16 protein-coding genes and 3 rRNA genes are annotated in these 24,873 nt (G+C 67.8%); all 19 read left to right on the plus strand.

The window, feature by feature from the left end:
* Positions 1-29: 29 nt before the first annotated feature.
* The 19 genes from DEI94_RS04760 to scpB all read left to right on the plus strand — a co-directional run bounded on the left by DEI94_RS04760 (position 30) and on the right by scpB (position 24,022).
* The gene (locus DEI94_RS04760) at positions 30-1,226 is read left to right on the plus strand and encodes an argininosuccinate synthase (RefSeq protein ID WP_111011138.1); all 1,197 of its coding nucleotides are present in this window, start codon (positions 30-32) and stop codon (positions 1,224-1,226) included.
* Between the two features lie 14 nt (positions 1,227-1,240).
* Entirely contained in the window at positions 1,241-2,680 is a 1,440-nt protein-coding gene (gene argH, locus DEI94_RS04765) for an argininosuccinate lyase (RefSeq protein WP_111026873.1), read from the plus strand.
* Positions 2,677-3,336, plus strand: coding sequence for a DNA-3-methyladenine glycosylase (locus tag DEI94_RS04770; RefSeq protein ID WP_258372070.1), 660 nt, complete (start codon positions 2,677-2,679; stop codon positions 3,334-3,336). The genes argH and DEI94_RS04770 overlap by 4 nt, the downstream gene beginning before the upstream one ends.
* Positions 3,337-3,373: 37 nt before the next feature.
* Entirely contained in the window at positions 3,374-4,684 is a 1,311-nt protein-coding gene (gene tyrS / locus DEI94_RS04775; protein WP_111026932.1) for a tyrosine--tRNA ligase, read from the plus strand.
* A 598-nt stretch (positions 4,685-5,282) separates the two neighbouring features.
* A 16S ribosomal RNA gene (locus tag DEI94_RS04780) occupies positions 5,283-6,802 on the plus strand.
* Between the two features lie 502 nt (positions 6,803-7,304).
* A 23S ribosomal RNA gene (locus DEI94_RS04785) occupies positions 7,305-10,433 on the plus strand.
* Between the two features lie 107 nt (positions 10,434-10,540).
* Positions 10,541-10,657: ribosomal RNA gene (gene rrf, locus DEI94_RS04790) — 5S ribosomal RNA — on the plus strand.
* Together the 16S, 23S and 5S rRNA genes form the textbook arrangement of a ribosomal RNA operon.
* Before the next feature lie 1,361 nt (positions 10,658-12,018).
* On the plus strand, positions 12,019-12,846 hold the full coding sequence (locus DEI94_RS04795; protein WP_258372335.1) for a hypothetical protein: 828 nt from the start codon (positions 12,019-12,021) through the stop codon (positions 12,844-12,846).
* A 97-nt stretch (positions 12,847-12,943) separates the two neighbouring features.
* Positions 12,944-13,930, plus strand: a complete 987-nt coding sequence (locus tag DEI94_RS04800; RefSeq protein ID WP_258372334.1) for an HAD-IIA family hydrolase — start codon at positions 12,944-12,946, stop codon at positions 13,928-13,930.
* A gap of 10 nt (positions 13,931-13,940) precedes the next feature.
* Entirely contained in the window at positions 13,941-14,093 is a 153-nt protein-coding gene (locus tag DEI94_RS04805; protein ID WP_181434694.1) for a hypothetical protein, read from the plus strand.
* A 142-nt stretch (positions 14,094-14,235) separates the two neighbouring features.
* The gene (locus DEI94_RS04810) at positions 14,236-15,141 is read left to right on the plus strand and encodes a TlyA family RNA methyltransferase (protein WP_258372333.1); all 906 of its coding nucleotides are present in this window, start codon (positions 14,236-14,238) and stop codon (positions 15,139-15,141) included.
* Positions 15,138-16,061: an NAD kinase gene (locus DEI94_RS04815; RefSeq protein ID WP_111011366.1), complete on the plus strand. Its 924-nt coding sequence runs from the start codon at positions 15,138-15,140 to the stop codon at positions 16,059-16,061. The genes DEI94_RS04810 and DEI94_RS04815 overlap by 4 nt, the downstream gene beginning before the upstream one ends.
* On the plus strand, positions 16,058-17,752 hold the full coding sequence (recN, locus tag DEI94_RS04820; protein ID WP_111027428.1) for a DNA repair protein RecN: 1,695 nt from the start codon (positions 16,058-16,060) through the stop codon (positions 17,750-17,752). The genes DEI94_RS04815 and recN overlap by 4 nt, the downstream gene beginning before the upstream one ends.
* Before the next feature lie 177 nt (positions 17,753-17,929).
* Positions 17,930-19,654, plus strand: coding sequence for a CTP synthase (gene pyrG / locus DEI94_RS04825; protein WP_284158620.1), 1,725 nt, complete (start codon positions 17,930-17,932; stop codon positions 19,652-19,654).
* Between the two features lie 146 nt (positions 19,655-19,800).
* Positions 19,801-20,406 carry an NUDIX domain-containing protein gene (locus tag DEI94_RS04830; protein WP_258368754.1) on the plus strand — a complete coding sequence of 202 codons (606 nt, stop codon included), beginning with the start codon at positions 19,801-19,803 and terminating at the stop codon, positions 20,404-20,406.
* Positions 20,407-20,520: 114 nt separating this feature from the next.
* Positions 20,521-21,528, plus strand: coding sequence for a site-specific tyrosine recombinase XerD (gene xerD, locus DEI94_RS04835; RefSeq protein WP_258378067.1), 1,008 nt, complete (start codon positions 20,521-20,523; stop codon positions 21,526-21,528).
* 86 nt (positions 21,529-21,614) lie between these two features.
* Positions 21,615-22,478: a ParA family protein gene (locus tag DEI94_RS04840; RefSeq protein WP_111027427.1), complete on the plus strand. Its 864-nt coding sequence runs from the start codon at positions 21,615-21,617 to the stop codon at positions 22,476-22,478.
* Positions 22,462-23,316, plus strand: coding sequence for a segregation and condensation protein A (locus DEI94_RS04845; protein ID WP_111027426.1), 855 nt, complete (start codon positions 22,462-22,464; stop codon positions 23,314-23,316). The genes DEI94_RS04840 and DEI94_RS04845 overlap by 17 nt, the downstream gene beginning before the upstream one ends.
* On the plus strand, positions 23,306-24,022 hold the full coding sequence (gene scpB / locus DEI94_RS04850; RefSeq protein WP_111027425.1) for an SMC-Scp complex subunit ScpB: 717 nt from the start codon (positions 23,306-23,308) through the stop codon (positions 24,020-24,022). Before DEI94_RS04845 ends, scpB begins: the two co-directional genes overlap by 11 nt.
* Positions 24,023-24,873: the final 851 nt, after the last annotated feature.

Raw genomic sequence — 24,873 nt, forward strand, 5'->3', positions numbered from 1 at the left:
CACCCCCGCATCCCCTGAGAAGGAGAACCATGGCAGACCGCGTCGTACTCGCGTACTCCGGAGGGCTCGACACCTCCGTCGGCATCGGATGGCTCAAGGACGCCACCGGCAAGGAGGTCGTGGCACTCGCCGTCGACGTCGGCCAGGGCGGCGAGGACATGGACCGCATCCGTCAGCGCGCGCTCGACTGCGGCGCCGTCGAGTCGATCGTCGTCGACGCCAAGGACGAGTTCGCCGACGACTACCTGATGCCGGCGCTCAAGGCGAACGCCCTCTACCAGAAGCGCTACCCGCTCGTGTCCGCCCTGAGCCGGCCGCTCATCGCGAAGCACCTCGCCCTCACCGCCAAGCAGCTTGGCGCGGACAGCGTCGCCCACGGCTGCACCGGCAAGGGCAACGACCAGGTCCGGTTCGAGGCAGCGGTCGCCGCGATCGCCCCCGACCTGACGAGTGTCGCGCCGGTCCGGGACCTCGCACTCACGCGCGACAAGGCGATCGTGTACGCGCAGGAGCACGACCTGCCCATCGAGCAGAGCAAGAAGTCGCCGTACTCGATCGACCAGAACGTCTGGGGCCGCGCCGTGGAGACCGGGTTCCTCGAGGACCCCTGGAACCCGCCGATCGAGGACCTGTACTCGTACACGCAGGACCCGACGGTCGAGCGCGCCGCGGACGAGGTCACCATCACGTTCGAGCACGGCGTTCCGGTCGCGATCGACGGACAGCGCTTCAGCGCACTCCGCATCGTGCAGGAGCTCAACGCACTGGCGGGCAAGCACGGCGTCGGGCGGATCGACGTGGTCGAGGACCGGCTCGTCGGCATCAAGAGCCGCGAGGTCTACGAAGCGCCCGCCGCGATGGCGCTCATCGCGGCGCACGAGGAACTCGAGAGCCTGACGCTCGAACGTGACGTCAACCGCTACAAGCGCGGGGTCGAGTCCGAGTGGGCGAACCTCGTGTACGACGGTCTCTGGTTCTCCGGGCTCAAGCGCAGCCTCGACGCGTTCATCGAGGACACCCAGCAGTACGTGTCCGGTGACATCCGCCTGCAGCTGCACGGCGGCCGTGCGACCGTGACGGGCCGTCGGAGCGAGCAGTCCCTGTACGACTTCGACCTCGCCACGTACGACACGGGCGACACGTTCGACCAGTCGCTGTCCAAGGGCTTCATCGAGATCTGGTCCCTGCCGAGCAAGATCTCCGCTCGGCGCGACCTGGCCAACTGAGGCGGAGCGGCGGCATGGCGGACGAGCAGAGCACGAGCAGGGCCGGCGAGGCCGGCGCGCTGTGGGGCGGGCGGTTCAGCAGCGGTCCCTCCCCGGAGCTCGTCGAACTGAGCAGGTCCACGCAGTTCGACTGGCAGCTGGCGCCGTACGACACCGCGGGGTCGCGGGCACACGCCCGCGCCCTCGCGGTGGCCGGGTACCTGTCCGAGGACGAACTCAGCCGGATGCTGGACGGTCTCGACCGCCTGGACGCTGCGGTCGCGGCCGGCACGGCCCGACCGGGCCAGGACGACGAGGACGTGCACTCGGCGCTCGAGCGTCTGCTCATCGAGGACATCGGGGGCGACCTCGGTGGGAAGCTCCGGGCCGGCCGCAGCCGGAACGACCAGATCGCGACGCTGGTGCGGCTGTACCTGCTCGACCACGCGCGACGGATCGGGCACCTGCTGGTGGACCTCATCGACGCGCTCAGTGCGCAGGCGGACGCCCACCGTGACGCCGTGATGCCCGGGCGCACGCACCTGCAGCACGCGCAGCCGGTGTTGCTCGCGCACCACCTGCTCGCCCACGCTTGGCCGCTGGTCCGTGACCTCGAGCGCTTCCGTGACTGGGCCTCCCGGGCATCCGCGTCCCCCTACGGCGCGGGTGCGCTCGCCGGGAGCTCACTCGGTCTCGATCCCGCCGCGGTCGCGGCAGACCTGGGATTCGCTCGCCCCACCGAGAACTCGATCGACGCGACGGCGTCGCGCGACGTCGTGGCGGAATTCGCCTACGTCACCGCGCAGATCGGGATCGACGTGTCGCGGCTGGCCGAGGAACTCATCGTCTGGAACACGAAGGAGTTCGGCTTCGTCCGGCTGCACGACGGGTTCTCGACCGGGTCGAGCATCATGCCGCAGAAGAAGAACCCGGACATCGCGGAACTCGCGCGCGGCAAGAGCGGCCGCCTCATCGGCAACCTCACCGGGCTGCTCGCGACGCTCAAGGGACTCCCGTTGGCGTACAACCGCGATCTCCAAGAGGACAAGGAGCCGGTGTTCGACTCCGTCACGCAACTCGAGGTGCTGCTCCCGGCGTTCACCGGCATGGTCGCGACCGTCGAGTTCGACACGCAGCGCATGGCGACGCTCGCGCCGCAGGGGTTCTCCCTCGCGACGGACGTGGCCGAGTGGCTGGTGCGCCGCGGTGTGGTGTTCCGTGACGCGCACGAGATCTCGGGTGCCTTGGTGCGCTTCTGCGAGGAGCGCGGCCTCGAGCTCGACGAACCGAGTGATGCGGATTACCGGTCCGTCTCCGAACACCTGACCCCGGACGTCCGCTCGGTCCTGACCGTCGAGGGGAGCGTCGCCAGTCGCGCTGGTGCCGGAGGGACGGCACCGGAGCGCGTCGCCGAACAGGTCGTGGCCCTCACCGCTCGGATCCGATCGCTGACCGAGGCGGCGCCGCTCGCGTGATCGACGAGGCAGGGGTGCTCGGCGAGCCCGCGCTGGCGGCTGCTCCCGCGCTGCTCGGTGCGACCATCACCGGTCGCGGCGTGACCGTGCGCATCACCGAGGTCGAGGCCTACATGGGCGAGACCGACCCGGGGTCGCACGCGTTCCGCGGTCCGCGGCAGCGCAACCGCCACCTGTTCGGTGCGCCAGGGACCCTGTACGCCTATCGCTCGTACGGCATCCACACCTGCCTCAACGTCGTCAGTGGACCGGACGGATTCGCCTCCGGGTCGTTGCTGCGCGCGGGGGCGGTGGTCGAGGGCGTCTCGCTTGCGCGGGAGCGACGCGGTGACCGCGTGCCCGACGTCGGTCTCGCCCGCGGGCCGGGCAACCTCGGTCAGGCGCTCGGCGCGATGCTCACGGACGACGGTTCGAGCGTGCTCGACGGCCGCGGACCCTACGTCCTCCGCTTCGCCGACGGACTGGAGGAGCGACTCGCCTCGTCGACGACCGCGCTCCTCGACGAATCCCTCGCGGACGGCAGACCGCGGATCTCCGTCGGCCCGCGGGTCGGTGTCGGGGGCGTGGCGGGAGGGCGCGCGTTCCCGTGGCGATTCTGGTTGACGGGCGAACCGACCGTGTCCTCGTACCGGCGCCATCCCCAGGCGACGGACTGAGCGCAGTCGGGTGGGCGACGCGCACTACGATGACGGGGTGTCCAGCGATACCGTTCCCGAGGTCCTGACGCGCCAGCAGAACGACCCGTCCTTCGACTCGATCTGGGACGAACTGCAGTGGCGCGGGCTCGTCCACGTCTCGACCGACGAGACCGCATTGCGGGCAGCGCTCGAAGCCGGTCCGTTGGCGTACTACTGCGGGTTCGACCCGACCGCGCCGAGTCTGCACTGCGGGAACCTGTACCAGCTCCTGCTCATGCGCCGACTGCAGCTGGCCGGCCACAAGCCGATCGGCCTGGTCGGTGGGTCCACCGGGCTCATCGGTGACCCCCGACCGACCGCGGAACGGACCCTCAACGACCGCGCGACCGTCGAGGAGTGGGTGACGCGCCTCCGCGCGCAGGTGTCGCGGTTCCTCAGTCCCGACGGCGAGAACGGGCTGCGCATGGTGAACAACCTCGACTGGACGGCGCCGCTGTCCGCCATCGACTTCCTGCGTGACATCGGCAAGTACTTCCGCGTCAACACGATGCTCCGCAAGGACGCGGTGGCAGCTCGGCTGAACTCGGACGCCGGGATCAGCTACACCGAGTTCAGCTACCAGATCCTCCAGGGCCTCGACTACCGCGAGCTCCACCGTCAGTACGGCTGCACGTTGCAGACGGGCGGCAGCGACCAGTGGGGCAACCTGACGAGCGGCACCGAACTGATCCGCCGCACCGAGGGTGCCGTGGTCCACGCGCTCGGGACTCCGCTCATCACGAACTCCGACGGCACGAAGTTCGGCAAGAGCGAGGGCAACGCCGTCTGGCTCGACCCGGAGATGACGACGCCGTACGCGTTCTACCAGTTCTGGCTCAACACGGCGGACGCGGACGTGATCGAGCGGCTCAAGGCGTTCACGTTCCTCTCGCGCGCCGAGATCGAGCGGCTCGAGCAGGCGGTGGCGGACGAGCCCTTCCGGCGAGAAGCCCAGCGCGCGCTCGCGTTCGCGGTGACGTCGCTGGTGCACGGCGAAGCGGCGACGCGGGCGGCGATCGAGGCCGCGTCGGCGCTGTTCGGCAACGGTGACCTCGCCGCCCTGGACGCGGGGACCCTCCGCGCCGCGATCGCGGAGTTGCCGTCGGTCACGCTCGCACCCGACGTCGACGTCACACGCGCGCTGGTGGAGACCGGACTCGTCGAGTCCCTCGGCAAGGCCCGGCGTGCGGTCGAGGAGGGCGGGGTCTCGGTGAACAACCAGCGCGTCACCGACCCGACCGCGCGCATCGACGCCGATGTCCTGGCCGGGGGAGTGGTCGTGCTCCGACGCGGGAAGAAGACGTTGGCCGGCGTCACCATCGGCTGAACCGCCTCGACCACGAACGCCCGGACTCTCGGTGAGGACGGGCGTTCTGTCGTACCTGGGGCGTCCATCAGCACTGGCGGTGCATCCTGGGGGGCCGCGACACGCCCGGGATGTGGGGTGGTTTGCTGGGTGGTGGGGTGGTGCGTAAAGTAATCACTCGTCACCCCAAAGGTGCGGCGGAGCGGCCGGGACAGTGTCCCGGAGCGAGCCGGCCTCAAGCGGGACCGTCCTCCACCGAGGTTCTGATCGGGACTTGCGCCTGATCGCTTCGACGCTTAGGATGTAGAACCTGCAACTGGTCCTCTCCTTCGGGATGAGCCATCCACCTCGTGTAGGGGGATGCACATCGGTTGCACAACCAAGAACACAGCTTCGTTGCTGATGTCCGGGGGTTCCCGGGTGGATGAGCGGATGCGTCTGGTCCTTGAGAACTCAACAGCGTGCACATTGTCAATGCCAATTTATTGACCCCGTGCGTGTCGGCCTTCGGGTTGGCGCGTTCGTGGACGATTCCTTTGGATTGAATGATTGTCAGTAGACAGTCTTTTCAGTCAGCATCAAATTCGCCTTCTGCTCTTCGGGGTGGTTGGGAACGTTTTTTACGGAGAGTTTGATCCTGGCTCAGGACGAACGCTGGCGGCGTGCTTAACACATGCAAGTCGAACGATGATGCCCAGCTTGCTGGGCGGATTAGTGGCGAACGGGTGAGTAACACGTGAGTAACCTGCCCCTGACTCTGGGATAAGCGTTGGAAACGACGTCTAATACTGGATATGACGGCCGATCGCATGGTCTGGTCGTGGAAAGAATTTTGGTTGGGGATGGACTCGCGGCCTATCAGGTAGTTGGTGAGGTAATGGCTCACCAAGCCGACGACGGGTAGCCGGCCTGAGAGGGTGACCGGCCACACTGGGACTGAGACACGGCCCAGACTCCTACGGGAGGCAGCAGTGGGGAATATTGCACAATGGGCGAAAGCCTGATGCAGCAACGCCGCGTGAGGGATGACGGCCTTCGGGTTGTAAACCTCTTTTAGTAGGGAAGAAGCGAAAGTGACGGTACCTGCAGAAAAAGCACCGGCTAACTACGTGCCAGCAGCCGCGGTAATACGTAGGGTGCAAGCGTTGTCCGGAATTATTGGGCGTAAAGAGCTCGTAGGCGGTTTGTCGCGTCTGCTGTGAAATCCCGAGGCTCAACCTCGGGCTTGCAGTGGGTACGGGCAGACTAGAGTGCGGTAGGGGAGATTGGAACTCCTGGTGTAGCGGTGGAATGCGCAGATATCAGGAAGAACACCGATGGCGAAGGCAGATCTCTGGGCCGTAACTGACGCTGAGGAGCGAAAGCGTGGGGAGCGAACAGGATTAGATACCCTGGTAGTCCACGCCGTAAACGTTGGGCGCTAGATGTAGGGACCTTTCCACGGTTTCTGTGTCGTAGCTAACGCATTAAGCGCCCCGCCTGGGGAGTACGGCCGCAAGGCTAAAACTCAAAGGAATTGACGGGGGCCCGCACAAGCGGCGGAGCATGCGGATTAATTCGATGCAACGCGAAGAACCTTACCAAGGCTTGACATACACCGGAAACGGCCAGAGATGGTCGCCCCCTTGTGGTCGGTGTACAGGTGGTGCATGGTTGTCGTCAGCTCGTGTCGTGAGATGTTGGGTTAAGTCCCGCAACGAGCGCAACCCTCGTTCTATGTTGCCAGCGGTTCGGCCGGGGACTCATAGGAGACTGCCGGGGTCAACTCGGAGGAAGGTGGGGATGACGTCAAATCATCATGCCCCTTATGTCTTGGGCTTCACGCATGCTACAATGGCCGGTACAAAGGGCTGCGATACCGTAAGGTGGAGCGAATCCCAAAAAGCCGGTCTCAGTTCGGATTGAGGTCTGCAACTCGACCTCATGAAGTCGGAGTCGCTAGTAATCGCAGATCAGCAACGCTGCGGTGAATACGTTCCCGGGCCTTGTACACACCGCCCGTCAAGTCATGAAAGTCGGTAACACCCGAAGCCGGTGGCCTAACCCTTGTGGAAGGAGCCGTCGAAGGTGGGATCGGTGATTAGGACTAAGTCGTAACAAGGTAGCCGTACCGGAAGGTGCGGCTGGATCACCTCCTTTCTAAGGAGCATCTGGCACTGCTGGCCTGGCCCGTTCGGGTTGGGGGTGGTGTCCAGGCGCCGGATCGAGACGAATGTTCTCGTCGGTAGCTCATGGGTGGAACATTGACAGTGGGTCCGGATGGATCTCGTGGATGCTAGTACGTCGGTTTCGGCCGGTTGGAACGGGTCTGTGGGTGAGATTCGGGCCGTGCACGTTGTTGGGTCCTGAGGGACCAGGCTTCCCTGCTGCCTGTGTGGTGGTGGGGGTTGGGGCTTGATGCCCCCTCGTTGGGCCAGTGCCAAGTCGACCGGTTGGTCGGGGCGGGCTGGTGCCGATCGTATGTTGAGAACTACACAGTGGACGCGAGCATCTTAGACGCTTGCTGATTCGTCGCCGGCTTTCGTGGTTGGTGGTGGGTCGGCTGGTGTCACAAGAGTGCGATTCGCTCCTGACGTCGTTTGGCGTTGGGACGAGTCAACACTGAGGCCGTGCATCGTTTTCGGTGCGCGGCAATCTTTGTGGTCAAGTTTCTAAGAGCAAACGGTGGATGCCTTGGCATCTGGAGCCGAAGAAGGACGTAGAAATCTGCGATAAGCCTCGGGGAGCTGATAATCGAGCTGTGAGCCGAGGATTTCCGAATGGGGAAACCCCGCCAGGTGTTTTGCGACCTGGTGACTCCCGCCTGAATGTATAGGGCGGGTAGAGGGAACGTGGGGAAGTGAAACATCTCAGTACCCACAGGAAGAGAAAACAACATGTGATTCCGTGAGTAGTGGCGAGCGAAAGCGGATGAGGCTAAACCGATCATGTGTGATAGCCGGCGGGCGTTGCATGGTCGGGGTTGTGGGACACGTCGCTCAGTTCTGCCGGACTGGGGCGGTTACAGCGCATCATAGTCGAACCGGTTTGAAAGCCGGGCCGTAGTGGGTGCCAGCCCCGTAGACGAAATGGTGTTATGGCCGGATGTGTATCCCAAGTAGCACGGGGCCCGAGAAATCCCGTGTGAATCTGTCAGGACCACCTGATAAGCCTAAATACTCCCAGATGACCGATAGCGGACAAGTACCGTGAGGGAAAGGTGAAAAGTACCCCGGGAGGGGAGTGAAATAGTACCTGAAACCGTTTGCTTACAAACCGTTGGAGCCTCCTTGTTGGGGTGACAGCGTGCCTTTTGAAGAATGAGCCTGCGAGTTAGCGATATGTGGCGAGGTTAACCCGTGTGGGGTAGCCGTAGCGAAAGCGAGTCTGAATAGGGCGATTGAGTCGCATGTCCTAGACCCGAAGCGAAGTGATCTATCCATGGCCAGGGTGAAGCGACGGTAAGACGTCGTGGAGGCCCGAACCCACTTCAGTTGAAAATGGAGGGGATGAGCTGTGGATAGGGGTGAAAGGCCAATCAAACTTCGTGATAGCTGGTTCTCTCCGAAATGCATTTAGGTGCAGCGTTGCGTGTTTCTTGCCGGAGGTAGAGCTACTGGATGGCCGATGGGCCCTACAAGGTTACTGACGTCAGCCAAACTCCGAATGCCGGTAAGTGAGAGCGCAGCAGTGAGACGGTGGGGGATAAGCTTCATCGTCGAGAGGGAAACAACCCAGACTACCAACTAAGGCCCCTAAGCGTGTGCTAAGTGGGAAAGGATGTGGAGTTGCACAGACAACCAGGAGGTTGGCTTAGAAGCAGCCACCCTTGAAAGAGTGCGTAATAGCTCACTGGTCAAGTGATTCCGCGCCGACAATGTAACGGGGCTCAAGCACACCGCCGAAGTTGTAGATTTCGTACCCAGACAAGCCTTCGTGGTTCAGTCGTACGGAGTGGTAGGAGAGCGTCGTGTGGCGAGTGAAGCGGCGGAGTGATCCAGCCGTGGACGCCACACGAGTGAGAATGCAGGCATGAGTAGCGAAAGACGGGTGAGAAACCCGTCCTCCGAAAGACCAAGGGTTCCAGGGCCAGGCTAATCCGCCCTGGGTAAGTCGGGACCTAAGGCGAGGCCGACAGGCGTAGTCGATGGACAACGGGTTGATATTCCCGTACCGGCGAACAACCGTCCCAGTCAATCCAGTGGTGCTAAGAGTCCTAACCCGGCTCGATCCTGATCCCTTCGGGGTGATGGACGTCCGGTCTAACGCTCGACCCCATGCTGGTGCGGCTAGCGTATTAACAGGTGTGACGCAGGAAGGTAGCTGAGCCAGGCGATGGTATCCGTAAGGTGAACCTGGTGTAAGGATGTAGGGCTGACGATAGGCAAATCCGTCGTCTGTACGCCTGAGATCCGATGCATACCCGTCATGGGGAATTCAGTGATCCTATGCTGCCGAGAAAAGCATCGACGCGAGGTTGCAGCTGCCCGTACCCGAAACCGACTCAGGTGGTCAGGTAGAGAATACCAAGGAGATCGAGAGAATCGTGGTTAAGGAACTCGGCAAAATGCCCCCGTAACTTCGGGAGAAGGGGGGCCGGAACCGTGAACGGACTTGCTCCGGGAGCGGGGAAGGCCGCAGAGACCAGTGGGAAGCGACTGTTTACTAAAAACACAGGTCCGTGCGAAGTCGCAAGACGATGTATACGGACTGACGCCTGCCCGGTGCTGGAAGGTTAAGAGGAAGGGTTAGCCTCACGGCGAAGCTCAGAATTTAAGCCCCAGTAAACGGCGGTGGTAACTATAACCATCCTAAGGTAGCGAAATTCCTTGTCGGGTAAGTTCCGACCTGCACGAATGGCGTAACGACTTCCCAGCTGTCTCAACCGCGAACTCGGCGAAATTGCACTACGAGTAAAGATGCTCGTTACGCGCAGCAGGACGGAAAGACCCCGTGACCTTTACTACAGCTTGGTATTGGTGTTCGGTGTGGCTTGTGTAGGATAGGTGGGAGACTGTGAAGCGGGCACGCCAGTGTTCGTGGAGTCGTTGTTGAAATACCACTCTGGTCACTCTGGATGTCTAACGTAGGACCCTGATCGGGTTCATGGACAGTGCCTGGTGGGTAGTTTAACTGGGGCGGTTGCCTCCCAAAAAGTAACGGAGGCGCCCAAAGGTTCCCTCAACCTGGTTGGCAATCAGGTGTCGAGTGTAAGTGCACAAGGGAGCTTGACTGTGAGACTGACAAGTCGAGCAGGGACGAAAGTCGGGACTAGTGATCCGGCAGTGGCTTGTGGAAGCGCTGTCGCTCAACGGATAAAAGGTACCTCGGGGATAACAGGCTGATCTTGCCCAAGAGTCCATATCGACGGCATGGTTTGGCACCTCGATGTCGGCTCGTCGCATCCTGGGGCTGGAGTAGGTCCCAAGGGTTGGGCTGTTCGCCCATTAAAGCGGTACGCGAGCTGGGTTTAGAACGTCGTGAGACAGTTCGGTCCCTATCCGCTGCGCGCGTAGGAAATTTGAGAAGATCTATCCCTAGTACGAGAGGACCGGGATGGACGAACCTCTGGTGTGTCAGTTGTTCTGCCAAGGGCACCGCTGATTAGCTACGTTCGGACCGGATAACCGCTGAAAGCATCTAAGCGGGAAGCCGTCTTCGAGATGAGATTTCCATGCCCCTTGTGGGTGAGAGGCTCCCAGTAGACGACTGGGTTGATAGGCCGGATGTGGAAGCGGGGACTAACGACCCGTGGAGCTGACCGGTACTAATAAGCCGATGACTTGATTACACTTCCCACCCGTTCGGGTGGGGCTCGCGTCCACTTTGTGGTTCCCGATATGCGATCGGGGATCATCCGCAGCAACTGCGGAACATGATCGTGAATATCGATGGTGTTCCGGTGGTCATAGCGAGAGGGAAACGCCCGGTCACATTCCGAACCCGGAAGCTAAGCCTCTCAGCGCCGATGGTACTGCAAGGGGGACCTTGTGGGAGAGTAGGACACCGCCGGACTCAACGTGAAGATGTGGCCATCGGCCCTCCATCGGACTCCTGGGACTCGTTCCCAGGATGCCGATAGGGCCGGTGGCCATTTCTGTTTAACCCAGTGCGCCGTCGCGCCATGTGTGCGGATCCATCCGGCACGTGGTGGACTGAGCGTGGACAACGACACAGTGAACCGTCTCCGGTACGACCTCCGGATGAACGTACGAGGAGCCATGGTGGCCGACAGCCCCGAAGACGAAGCCCGCGACGACCGGCGCAACCGACGCGACGGATCCTCCCGCTCGACCAGTGGTCGAGCAGGTGACGGTTCCACCGGGGCACCCGGTTCTGGCGCTGGTCCTCGAGCAGGGGCTGACGGTCGGCGCGGTCGATCGGGTGACGACCGGGGCGCCGCATCGTGGCGGGATGCCGGACACCGGCGGGAGAACGGTGAGCGGCGTGACGTCGTGCGCCCCGACGGCGATCGTGGTCCCCGAGGAGGCCGGAGCGCTGAGCGCGGCGGGTACGTGCGGGGACCCCGGGAGTTCGAGCGTCGCGACGATCGGGGAGGCAGTTCGTACCGAGGGGGACCGCGAGACGGCAACGGCCGCGGTGTCGAGGGTGGACCTCGAGGATCCGGCCGTGCCGACGGTGATCGTCCTGGGCGCCTGCAACGTCCTTCCGAGGGGGAGCGTCCGCGCCGCGACGGGCGGGACTTCCGGGCGAACGGCACCCGTACGGACCGCCAGGGATGGCGCGACGACCGCGGGCGCGGACAAGGCGGTGCGAGGCCCGATCATGGCGGTGTCGGTCGGGGTGCGGCGGGGCGGGATGGTGGCCGGGCCTCCCGTCCGGCAGACGGCGGCCGCCGTTCGTACGGCGACGACCGCACACGCTCCGGCGACGACCGGCGTGCCCGGTGCGACGAGGGCAAGCGCTTCGGCGACGACCGCCGGACGCGCGGTGACGACCGCCGACCGTACGGCGACGACCGGCGTGAACGGCGCGATGACCGCGGACCTGCCGGGGCCGGCCGTCGTGCTGGTTCCGATGGCGGCCGTTCGGGCGGAGCCAGCCGCGGGCAGGGTCCGCGCGACGGTCGACCGTACGGCGATCGTGACGACCGGGCGCGCGGCCAGGACGGGCGCGCCGGGGGTCGCGAACGTGCGCGCTTCGGCGACGGCTCCCGGTCTGCAGGCGCTCGCTTCGGTGAGGGGTCGCGGGACGCCTTCGTCGACCGCGATCCGTTCGGTACTCGGTCCATCCGTCCGCGTCACGATGACCCGGACGTCCCCGAGGGCATCCAGCCCCGTGATCTCGACATCCAGGCGCGCGCCGAGCTGAAGACGCTGAGCAAGGACAACTCGGACTGGGTCGCGAAGCACCTCGTGGCCGCAGCACTCCTCATCGACGACGACCCGGAACTCGCGCACGCGCACGCGGTCAGCGCCGGACGTCGGGCTGGACGCGTCGCCGTGGTCCGCGAGACCCTGGCGATAACGTCCTACCGACTGGGTGACTTCGCGTCTGCTCTCCGGGAACTCCGGACCTACCGCCGTATCTCGGGGCGCAACGACCAGCTTCCGATGATGGTCGACTGCGAGCGCGGACTCGGCCGTCCGGAGCGCGCACTCGAGCTGGGACGGTCCGTCGACCGTGCGGCACTCGACGTGCCCGTGCAGGTGGAACTCGCGATCGCGATGTCCGGAGCCCGGCTCGACCTCGGGAATCCCACAGCGGCGCTTGCCGAGTTGGAGATTCCACAGCTGGACCCGGCGACGGCCTACAGCTGGTCGCCGTCGCTCTACAGTGCTTACGCGGCGACGCTCGAAGAGCTCGGCCGCCAAGACGAGGCCGACGAATGGTGGGCCCGTGTCGATCGTGCTACCGCGGCGCTCGCCGAGGCTGCTGATGAGGATGCTTGGGAGACGGTGGATGTGGTCGAGGAAGCGATCGACGGAGCGGACGACGAGCGAGGCGAGGACGACGGGCTCGCCCCCGTCGACTCCGGGCGAGCCGATGGCAGTGGGAGCGACGACGGGGAAGCACCCAGCGATGGACTCGTCGAGCGCGGAGACGGCGTCACCGGTGACGACGGCATCGACGAAGGGCCAGACGTCGCCGGCGTCATCGAGTCGGATGACATCGACGACGAAGCGTTCGAGATCGACGAAGCCGACCCAATCGACGTCGACGGATCCGGAGCAGACCGCTGATCGGTCTGGATCGAAACCGATCGCGGGCGCGGTCGATGTGCACGACGATGGGTCCGGATCGGCGCGCACCGACTCGGCTGACGCAGCTCGTCCGCCCTTGGACGGCATCGACCTCGTCCTGACGGACCTCGACGGGGTCGTGTACCGCGGCGCCGCGGCGATCCCGCACGCGGTCGAGGCACTCACCGCGGCGTCGGCCACGGCCCGCGTCGGCTACATCACGAACAACGCGTCCCGGCGCCCGGCTGACGTCGCCGAGCACCTGCGTGGCTATGGCCTCGAGGTCGGAGCGGACGACGTCGTCACCTCGTCGCAGGCCGGCGTCCGGCTCCTGTCGACGCTCGTGCCAGCGGGGGCGACGATCCTCGTCATCGGTGGAGTCGGGTTGACGAGCATCGTCGAGGCCGGGGGCTTCCGGGTGACGGACTCCGCCGACGACGAGCCAGCGGCCGTGATCCAGGGGTTCTCACCGGATCTCGGGTGGCGACAACTCGCCGAGGCGTCGTTCGCCCTGGCCCGGGACATCCCCTGGGTGGCGACGAACATGGACTGGTCGATCCCGGTCGAGCGCGGCATCGCCCCGGGCAACGGCACACTCGTGGCGGCGGTGCACAACGCGGTGGGACGCATGCCCGTCGTCGCGGGCAAGCCAGAACGGGCGATCTTCGAGACGGCGGTCGAGCGGTTCGGGGGAACGCAGCGACTGTTCATCGGCGACCGGCTCGACACGGACATCAAGGGTGCCAACGACGCCGGTATCCCGAGCGTCCTCGTGCTCACCGGCATCGACCGAGCGAAGCAGGTCCTCGCCGCGGATGAGCGATCGCGGCCGACGTGGGTCCTCGGTGACCTCCGCGGTCTCGCCGAGCCGTACCCGGTGACGCACCGCGAAACCGACCGCGACGGAGCGCGCATCGTGCGGGTCGGCGGGGCACGCGTGAGGATGCAGGCACACGTCGTTCGCGTCGAGGAGCGCGGCGACGACCCCCTCGACCTCCTGCGGGCAGGGGCGACCGCGATCTGGGAATCGGGGCTCGCGATCTACGGTATCGACGTCGATCCGGCGCTGTACGGCGGCGAGTAGCCTGGACCGCATGGGTGAGCACGACGAGACCGGAGGGGACGCATTGATCTCCCGAGTCCGGCTCATCGAGGACCAGCCGCTCCCCGAGCGCGCCGACGCCTTCGCGCAGCTCCATGACGAGCTCCGCACGCGTCTCGAGGGTGGTGGCAGCGCGAGTGCGTGACGGGCGGCCCGCCGCGGGTGCTCGGACCGCTGGTGACGCCGATGCCGGTGTGCACGCTGGTTCTGGTTCTGGTTCTGGTTCTGGTTCTGGTTCTGGTTCTGGTTCTGGTTCCGGTGCTGCTACCGGTGCCGCGGAGCGTTCGGTGCGGCTCGACGCGCTGCTCGCCGAGCGGGGACTCGTGCGGTCCCGGACCGCCGCCGTGAAGCTGGTGCAGGCGGGCCGGGTCGCGGTCGACGGCATCACCGCGGTGAAGCCGTCGTCGCCGGTGCGCCCCGACGCCATGCTCGCGGTCGAACCGGACGACGACTGGGTGTCGCGGGCGGCGCACAAGCTGGTCGCGGCGCTCGACGCCTTCGAGGTGGACCCGGCGGGCAGGGTGGCGCTCGACGTCGGGGCATCGACCGGCGGCTTCACGCAGGTGCTCCTCGAGCGAGGAGCGTCCCGGGTCATCGCGCTCGACGTCGGTCACGGGCAGCTCGACCCCCGCGTGGCGTCGGACCGCCGCGTCGTTGTCGTCGAGGGGATGAACGCCAGGAACCTCGAGCCCGATGGCTTCCGCGCCCTGGATCCCCGGGCCGCGGCCACGAGTCTGGTCGTCGCCGACCTGTCGTTCATCAGCCTGCGACTCGTGCTCCCGGCGCTGGCCGACGCGGTCCCGGCCGACGAACACGTCCTGCTCGTGAAACCGCAGTTCGAGGTGGGGCGGTCGGGCATCCGTGAGGGCATCGTCCACGATCCTGACCTCCGCGACGACGCCGTCATGAACGTGCTCTGGACCGCGCACGACCTGGGGTTCGGCGTAGCGGGCGTCATCGCGTCGCCGATCCTCGGTACGCACGGGAACCACGAGTTCCTCGTGCACCTGGTGCGGGGCGGCGGGACACAGCCCACGGAGTGGCGATCCCGGGTGACGGTGCTCGCAGCGAACGCCGTGCGGGGCACGACGTCCGTGCGGGGCACGACGTCCGTGCGGGGCACGACGTCCGTGCGGGGCACGATGTCAGCGCGGGATCGAACGGGTACGGACAGGAACGAGGAAACGCGATGACCGGCGAACGACACATCCTGCTCGTCTCGCACACCGGCCGGCGGGACTCGATCGACGCCGCGCTCGAGGTGTGCGACCTGCTGCACGCCGCAGGCCTCGTCCCGGTGATGCCGTTCGACGAGTACGCCGACATCCGGCGTGCCGAGGCCTCCGTGGGCCAGGTCGACATCCTCGGGGTCGACGTGCAGACGTCCGAACTCGAGATCGTGATCGTGCTCGGCGGGGACGGGACGATCCTCCGTGCGGCGGAACTGGTGCGCGACGTCAACGCGCCGATCGTCGGGGTCAATCTCGGTCACGTCGGGTTCCTCGCCGAGAGCGAGCGCGACGGGTTGGCCGAGACCGTGCAGCGTGCGCTGAGCGGCGACTACCACGTCGAGGAGCGGGTGACCCTGCAGGTCGACGTCATCCTGGGGCAGGACGTCGTCTACTCGTCCTGGGCGCTCAACGAGGCGACCGTCGAGAAGGCCGCCCGCGAGCGGATGCTCGAGGTCGTCATGGAGGTCGACGGCCGCCCCCTCTCGTCGTTCGGGTGCGACGGTGTCGTCATGTCCACCCCGACCGGGTCGACCGCGTACTCGTTCTCGGGCGGCGGTCCCATCGTGTGGCCGGACGTCGACGCGCTCCTCATGGTGCCGCTCGGGGCACACGCGCTCTTCCAACGACCCATCGTCGTCGGTCCGAACTGCACGTTGGCCGTCGAGGTCCTGCGCCGGACGGCCGGCCTGGGTGTGCTCTGGTGCGATGGACGACGCACCCACGACCTGCCTCCCGGCGCGCGCGTCGAGGTCCGGCGCTCGCCGCAGCCCGTCCGGGTCGCACGTCTCAAGGACGCGCCGTTCACCGACCGGCTCGTCGCGAAGTTCCAGCTGCCGGTCAGTGGATGGCGTGGGCCCCAGCACGACGAGGACGGATCGTGATCGACGAGATCGGGATCCGGGACCTCGGGGTGATCGGCGAGGCGACGCTGGAACTCGGCCCCGGGTTCACGGTCGTGACGGGTGAGACGGGTGCCGGCAAGACGATGATCGTGACGGCGCTCGGCCTGTTGCTCGGGGCGCGCGCCGACGCGTCGTCGGTACGGCGGGGGAGTGCGTCGGCCGTCGTCGAGGGCCGCTGGCGGATCGAGGCCGACTCGCCGGTCGTCGAGCGCGTCGAGGACGCCGGCGGAGCGGTCGAGGACGGCGAGCTCATCCTGACGCGGACGGTCTCCGCCGAGGGACGCAGCCGCGCGACCGTCGGCGGACGGAGTGCGCCGGTCGCGGTACTCGGGGAACTCGCCGACCGGCTCGTCACGGTGCACGGGCAGTCCGACCAGATCCGCTTGACCTCGGCGACCGCGCAGCGCGCCGCGCTCGACGCCTTCGGCGGCTCGGCACTCCGCGACGCGCTCGCCGCGTACACCACGGCGTACGACCGCTGGCAGCAGCATGCGGGGGACCTCGAGGGCCTGACGCGCGATCGGGAGGAACGCATCCGGGAGGCGGACACGCTGCGGGCCGCGAGCGCGGAGATCGAGGCGGCCGACCCACAACCCGGCGAGGACGTCGAGCTCACGGAACGCGCCGAGCGGCTCGGCAACCTCGAGGAGCTCCGCCTCTCCGCCGGCCTGGCCCACGAGGCGCTCTCGAGCGAGGCGCTCGACGGCACACCCGACGTGGTCGGGCTGGTCGAGGCGGCGCGCCGCGCGGTCGAACGGGTGGTCGGCTTCGACGCGGAACTCGCGCCGATCCTCGACCAGCTCACCGACATCGGGTACCAGGTCGGCGAGGCGGCGTCGACGTTGTCGAGCTACCTCGGCTCGCTCGACGGCGATGCCGCGCACGACCTCGAACTCGTCAACGAGCGACGGGCCGTGCTCGCCGCGCTCGTCCGGAAGTACGGGGACGACGTCGACGACGTCATCGCGTTCGGGCGGCGGGCGTCCGACCGTCTGCTCGAACTCGACGGGGACGACGACCGCATCGTGGCGCTCGAGGCCGCGGTGGAGTCGGACCTCGCCGTGCTCGAGGAGACGGCGACCGCCCTCACCGCCGCACGGACGACCGCGGCCGAGGACCTCGCCGCACGGGTGACCGACGAGCTGGCGTCGCTCGCGATGTCCGGGGCTCGACTCGTCGTCGAGGTGACGGATGCCGGTGAGTACCGGCAGGCCGGACGGGACCAGGTCGCGATCCTGCTGCAGCCGCACTCGGGATCCGACCCGCGGCCGATCGGCCGGGGTGCGTCCGGCGGCGAGCTGTCCCGCGTGATGCTCGCGATCGAGGTCGTCATGGCCGGCACGACCACCGTGCCGACGTTCGTCTTCGACGAGGTCGACGCCGGGGTCGGGGGAGCGGCGGCGATCGAGATCGGACGCCGCCTGGCCCGCCTCGCGCGGACGACCCAGGTCGTCGTGGTCACGCACCTCGCGCAGGTGGCGGCCTTCGCCACCAACCACCTGCGGGTCGTCAAGGACGCTTCGGGTGCCGTCACCTCGAGCAGCGTCCAGCGCCTGCAGGGTGAGGACCGACTGCAGGAGATGGCGCGGTTGTTGTCCGGACTCGACGAGAGCGAGAGCGGTATCGAGCACGCGCGCGAACTGCTGCAGATGGCGGCGGCGAGCGTCTGAGGCGGGCGGCGGTCGGGCCTCCCGGCATCCTGCGGGCGCCGCGCGGACCGGACGAGCGCTCCATCGGCGTCGCGTCCCGGGGCGTGGCGCCGCGACACACCCGGACCGCCGCCGGCACCGCCCGCCGCTCCGGGCGGCATCGACGGGGTGACGCCCCGTGCCATACAATGGAAGCCCGTGGCGGACATCTTCAGCGGCGGTACTCGATCCTCTTCTCCTGACCAGCCCTCCAAGGTCACGAAGCACATCTTCGTCACCGGTGGCGTGGTCTCCTCGCTCGGCAAGGGCCTCACCGCCGCGAGCCTCGGCAACCTCCTCACCGCGCGGGGCCTGCGCGTCGTGATGCAGAAGCTCGACCCGTACCTCAACGTCGACCCGGGCACCATGAACCCGTTCCAACACGGCGAGGTCTTCGTCACCGACGACGGTGCCGAGACGGACCTCGACATCGGCCACTACGAGCGGTTCCTCGACATCAACCTGTCGCAGTCCGCGAACGTCACGACGGGGCAGGTCTACTCGTCGGTCATCGCCAAGGAGCGCCGGGGCGAGTACCTCGGCGACACGGTGCAGGTGATCCCGCACATCACGGACGAGATCAAGCGCCGGATGCGGGAGCAGGCGAGCAACGACCCGCAGCCCGACGTGATCATCACGGAGGTCGGTGGCACCGTCGGCGACATCGAGTCGCAGCCGTTCATCGAGTCGGCCCGCCAGGTGCGACACGAGCTCGGGCGGGCGAACGTGTTCTTCGTGCACGTCTCCCTCGTGCCCTTCATGAACGCCTCGGGCGAGCAGAAGACGAAGCCGACGCAGCACTCCGTCGCCGCGCTGCGCTCGATCGGGATCCAGCCCGATGCGCTCGTGCTCCGCTCGGACCGCCCCGTGTCGGACTCGAACAAGCGGAAGATCGCGCTCATGTGCGACGTCGACGAGGGCGCGGTCGTGAACGCGGTGGACGTGCCGTCGATCTACGACATCCCGACCATGCTGCACAACCAGGGCCTCGACGCGTACATCATCGACGCGCTCGGGCTGTCCGCGGGCCCGGTCGACTGGTCGAGCTGGAACGAGGTGCTCCGCGCGGTGCACGAGCCGAAGCGCGAGGTGACCATCGGACTGGTCGGCAAGTACATCGACCTGCCGGACGCCTACCTGTCCGTCACCGAGGCGTTGCGGGCCGGCGGCTTCGCGCACAACACCAAGGTGCTGCTGAAGTGGGTCGTGTCGGACGAGTGCCAGACGCCCGAGGGTGCGGCGAAGCACCTGGGTGACGTCGACGGCATCTGTGTGCCGGGCGGTTTCGGCGTCCGCGGGATCGAGGGCAAGCTCGGTGCGCTGCGGTTCGCCCGCGAGAACGGGATCCCGACCCTCGGTCTGTGCCTCGGTCTGCAGTGCATGGTCATCGAGTACGCGCGCAACGAGGCGGGTCTGCCGCACGCGTCGTCGTCCGAGTTCGATCCGGAGACGCCGTTCCCCGTGATCGCCACCATGGCCGAGCAGGTCGACATCATCGCCGGCGGCGACCTCGGCGGGACGATGCGGCTCGGCCTGTACCCGGCCGAGCTCGGCGAGGGCACGCTCGCCCGCGACCTGTACGCCGCGGCGGAGGCATCCGAGCGACACCGTCACCGCTACGAGGTGAACAACAAGTACCGCGACCAGATCGCCGACGCCGGTCTCGTGTTCTCGGGGACGTCGCCCGACGGCACGCTGGTCGAGTACGTGGAGCTCGACCGGTCCGTGCACCCCTTCTACATCGGCACCCAGGCGCACCCGGAGCTGCGGTCGCGGCCGAACCACGCGCACCCGCTCTTCGCCGGCCTCGTCGCCGCGGCGCTGGACCGTCAGGAGGCCTCGCGACTGTTCGAGGTGCAGGAGCCGGAGACCGAGTCCGTCTGACCACCGGCGACGCGGACGGGAGGGACGGTGCCGGTCGGTACCGTCCCTCCCGTCGTCCGTCCTCCCCATGTCCGCGTCGCGCTGCGCCGTCCACTGCCGCCCCGGCGGTCGAGTGTCGTCGTCGCTGCGAGGTGCAGGATGGATGCGTGACCGAGACCGCGACGAACGACCCCGAACCCACGCCCGCTGAGACCCCGCTCGCCGACGAGCACCTGGAACCACCGCTCAAGGCGTCCGAGGTCGTGTACGAGGGCGCCGTCTGGGACATCCGGAAGGACACGGTCGACTACAACGGCGAGGACATGGTGCGCGAGTACATCGCGCACACCGGCGCCGTCGCCGTCTACGCCGAGGACGACGAAGGCCGGGTCCTCGTCATCCAGCAGTACCGGCACCCGATCCGCAAGCGGGACTGGGAGCTGCCCGCCGGGCTGCTCGACCAGCAGGGGGAGGACCCGCTCGACGCCGCGAAGCGCGAACTCGGCGAGGAAGCCGATCTCGAGGCCGACGACTGGTCCGAACTGCTCCGCTTCACCCCCTCGCCGGGCGGCAGCGACGAGGTGATCATCGTCTACCGTGCCCGCGGCGTCCGTGCCAAGGACGAGGCGTTCGAGCGCTCCTTCGAGGAGGCCGACATCGTGAAGCGGTGGGTGCCGCGCGAGGACGTCGTGCAGGGCGTGCTCGGCGGCCGGCTCGGCAACGCGATCCTGTCCCTGGCGGCGCTCGCCGTGGACCGGGTCGAGTCCCGCTGACGCCGAGGGCCGAGCCGGGATCGCGGGGCCCGGGCCACGTCGCAGGCCCGCTCGACCTCGCGGGCTGGGTCCCCGTCCCGCGGACCGGGACCTCGGTCGCCTAGCCTGGATGCCGTGACGACGTACGACGCTGCCGTGGGGAGCTACCTGCGCCACGTCGCCGTGGAGCGGGGACTGTCCGAGCACACGCTCGCGGCGTACCGACGAGACCTGACGGCCTTCGGACAGTGGCTGGAGTCGGACCCCGACGGGGCGGTCGTGGTCGAGGACGTCCGACGTCTCACCAAGTCGCACGTGTCCGACTTCGTCACCTCCCTGGCCACCCGGCCCGAGGGACCGCTCGCGCCCCGGAGCATCGCCCGGATGCTGTCGTCGATCCGGTCGTTCTCGGCGTTCACCGCTGCGGAGGGCGTCCTGCCCGCGGATCCCGCCGCGTCCGTGCGACCGCCGAAGTCCCCCATGCGACTGCCGAAGGCGATCACGATCGACCAGATGGGCGCACTCCTCGCCGCCGTCGACGGAGACGATCCCGTGCAGCTCCGCGATCGCGCGTTGCTCGAACTCCTGTACGCGACGGGGGCCCGGATCTCCGAGGCGGTCGGCCTCAGCGTCGACGACGTCACGGCCCTGCCGCCCGACGATGACGACGAGGACGGGGACGAGTCGGAGATCGCCGTGGTCCGGGTCACCGGCAAGGGCAACAAGCAGCGGATCGTGCCGCTCGGCAGCTACGCGCGAGCCGCCATCGACGCCTACCTGGTCCGGGCCCGGCCGGTGTTCGCCGCGCGCGGCAGGGCGACCCCCGCGCTGTTCCTCGGTGTCCGCGGGGCGCGCATGTCCCGGCAGAGTGCATGGCTGGTGATCCAGGCCGCTGCCGAACGCGCCCACCTGACCGCGCACGTCTCGCCCCACACGTTCCGGCACTCGTTCGCGACGCACCTGCTCGAAGGCGGAGCCGACGTCCGGGTCGTGCAGGAGCTGCTCGGCCACGCGTCCGTGGCGACCACGCAGATCTACACGCTCGTGACCGCCGACATGCTCCACGACGTCTACGTCACGAGCCACCCGCGGGCGCGACGACCGACCCGTGCAGGTGTGCGCACCGGCGGTACCCGGGCCTGATCGGGCACGCGTCGCCGAGCGTGCGGCGCGGGGCGGCGTGGGGTGCGCCTCCCGGCCGCGTCGTCGGCCGCCGCTACGATTGCAGCGTGCCCACGAACCCGACGACCCAGCCCGCGATCGGTCCGACCGGGCGACCCGTTCGGACGTTCCCCGTGCCCGAAGAACTCGACGGCCACGGGCCCGCCCGCATCATCACCCTGTGCAACCAGAAGGGCGGCGTCGGCAAGACGACGACCTCGATCAACCTCGGCGCAGCGCTCGCCGAGTACGGACGCCGCGTGCTCGCGGTCGACCTCGATCCGCAGGGTGCGCTGTCGGCGGGACTCGGTGTCCGCACGCACGACGTCCCCACCGTCTACGACCTGCTCATCGGCACGGTGAAGGACCCCAACACGATCATCCAGGGCACGGGGACGCCCGGGCTCGACGTCATCCCCGCGAACATCGACCTGTCCGCAGCCGAGGTCCACCTGGTCAGCGAAGTCGCTCGCGAGCAGATCCTCGCCGGGGTCCTGCGGAAGGTCTCGCGCGACTACGACGTCATCCTCGTCGACTGCCAGCCCTCGCTCGGACTGCTCACCGTCAACGCCCTCACGGCCGCGCACGGCGTGCTCATCCCACTCGAGTGCGAGTTCTTCGCGCTGCGCGGGGTGGCGCTGCTCATCGAGACCATCGACAAGGTGCGCGACCGGCTCAACCCGGCGCTCATGCTCGACGGCATCCTCGCCACCATGTACGACTCCCGGACGCTGCACTCGCGCGAGGTCATGGAGCGGGTCGTCGACGCGTTCGGCGACAAGGTGTTCGAGACCGTCATCGGGCGCACCGTGAAGTTCCCCGACGCCACGGTCTCCGCGCGACCGATCACCCAGACCGCGCCCGACCACCCCGCAGCGGCTGCGTACCGGGCGCTCGCGCGGGAACTCGTCTTCCGTGGCGCCGTCGCCTGAACCGACGCGGACGGCACCGGAGGCCCTGACCGCGTCGGCCACCGAGACCGACGGGCGCCCGGGGTTCCGGGTGACGCTGGCGAACTTCGACGGGCCGTTCGACCTGCTCCTGTCGCTCATCACCAAGCGTGAACTCGACATCACCGAGGTCGCGCTCAGCGCCGTGACCACCGAGTTCATCGCATACGTGCGGGCGGCCGAGAGCGCTGAGGAGCTCGACGAGGCGAGCGAGTTCCTGGTCGTCGCCGCCACCCTGCTCGACCTGAAGATCGCGGGGCTGCTGCCACAGGGCGAACTCGTCGACGCCGAGGACGTCGCCCTGCTCGAAGCACGCGACCTGCTGTTCGCGCGGCTGCTGCAGTACCGGGCGTTCAAGCAGGCCGCGCACTGGTTCGGGGCGCAGTGGGACACCGAGGTGCGCCGGCACGTCCGGTCCGTGCGGCTGGAGGAGCGGTTCCGGGCTCGGACCCCGGAGCTCGTCTGGACACTGTCCGTACAGGACTTCGCGGCGCTCGCGGCCGTCGCACTCGCCCCGCGGGAGATCCCGACGGTGGGGCTCGACCACCTCCACGCGCCGCTCGTCAGCATCCGCGAGCAGGCCGCGATCGTCGTGTCGATGCTCCGCAACGGCGGCGAGGTGACGTTCCGGCAACTGATCGCCGGCGTGACCGAGACGGGTATCGTGGTGGCTCGCTTCCTGGCGATCCTCGAGTTGTACCGGAACGCCTCCATCGCGTTCGAACAGCTCGAGCCCCTCGGGGAGCTCACCATCCGCTGGACCGCGGACCACTGGTCCGACGAGAGCCTCGCCAACTTGGGAGCCGACTATGACGGATGACAGCAGCGGCGGTCGTGCCGGCGGCTCCGACGAGCCCGGCGGCGCCGACGAGATCGCCGAGGCCCGCTTCGCCGAGCAGGAGCTCCGTGACGGCGAGGCAGTGGACGCCGCGAACGGCGCCGACGATGCTCGGAGTGGCGCGGCAGGCCTCGACGTGCCGATCGACCGTCAGATCGAGGCGATCCTGATGATCGCGGACGAACCCCAGACCCCGATCGCGCTCGCGACCGCGGTCGGCGCGCCCGTGCCCGCGGTCCGGCAGGCCATCGAGCGCCTCGTCCATGACTTCGACGGGGCGGACGGCGGGGTCCGCCGCGGGTTCGAACTCCGTGAGGTCGGCGGTGGTTGGCGCTTCTACGTCCGGTCCGAACTCGACCCGGTGGTGGAGCAGTTCGTGCGCGCCGAACGTCCCGCCCGTCTCTCGCAAGCAGCGCTGGAGACCCTGGCGGTCGTCGCCTACAAGCAACCGATCACACGTGCTCAGATCGCGTCGATCCGCGCCGTGAACGTGGACGGTGTCGTTCGGACCCTCGTGGCTCGCGGACTCATCGCGGAGTCCTTCACCGACAGCGAGACCGGCGCGATCAACTACGTGACCACGGACCTGCTGCTCACCCAGCTCGGGATCAACACGCTCGAGGAGCTGCCGCTCATCTCGCCGCTCCTCGAGGACGGCACGGAAGGATTCGCCGATGGCCGCGCATGACGACGAGCGGGACCCGAGGGGGCGGGATCGGTCCGACCGATCGAGGCCCGACCGGAACGGGCACGGCCGCGCTCGTCCCGGTGCCGGAGGCGCTGATCGTGGTCGTCCGGATCGAGACGGTCCGGATCGCGGCCGTCCCGATCGCGGTCGGCCGTACGGCGACCGTGGGCGCGGTGACGGCGCCCGAGGTGACCGGCCGAACGACGGTCGGCCGTACGGCGACCGTGGTCGCGGCGACAGCGCCCGTGGCGACCGGCCGAACGACGGCCGGCCGTACGGCGACCTTGCGCGCGGTGACGGCGCCCGTGGTGAGCGGCCGAACGACGGTCGGCCGTACGGCGATCGTGGTCGCGGCGACAGCGCCCGCGGCGAGCGGGCGTACGGCCAGCATCCGTCCCGCGACCGTCCGACGGGAGGCTTCGGTTCGCGCGGCGAGGGTCGCCGTGGGGGCGGCCCCGAGCGACGTCGGGACGACCAGAGCGACCGTTCGGGTGTTCCGCGGGACGGGTTCCGTGGCGGGCGACACGGCGGGGACGACTCTCGGCCGCGAGCCGGGCGTGACGATCGCCGACAGGACGACCGGGGTGGCCGCGAGCGGGACCCCCGGGCCGGCCGCGAGCGGGACCCCCGGGGCGGCCGCGGGCGGGACCCCCGGGGCGACGCGCAGCGGTCCGACCCCGCGGACTCCCGGGTGTGGCACAACGGTCGTCGGTACGTCGGCGGCACCGCGAACCCGCGGAACCAGCGCCGTGACGACGACGGACGACCGGGGCGCCGCACTCCCGCCGCCCGGCCGGACACCACCCCGCTCCGGCCCGGTGCCGTGGATGAACGAGGGCTCCCGCTCGAGG

The sequence above is a fragment of the Curtobacterium sp. MCBD17_040 genome (genome assembly GCF_003234805.2).
GTDB lineage: Bacteria > Actinomycetota > Actinomycetes > Actinomycetales > Microbacteriaceae > Curtobacterium.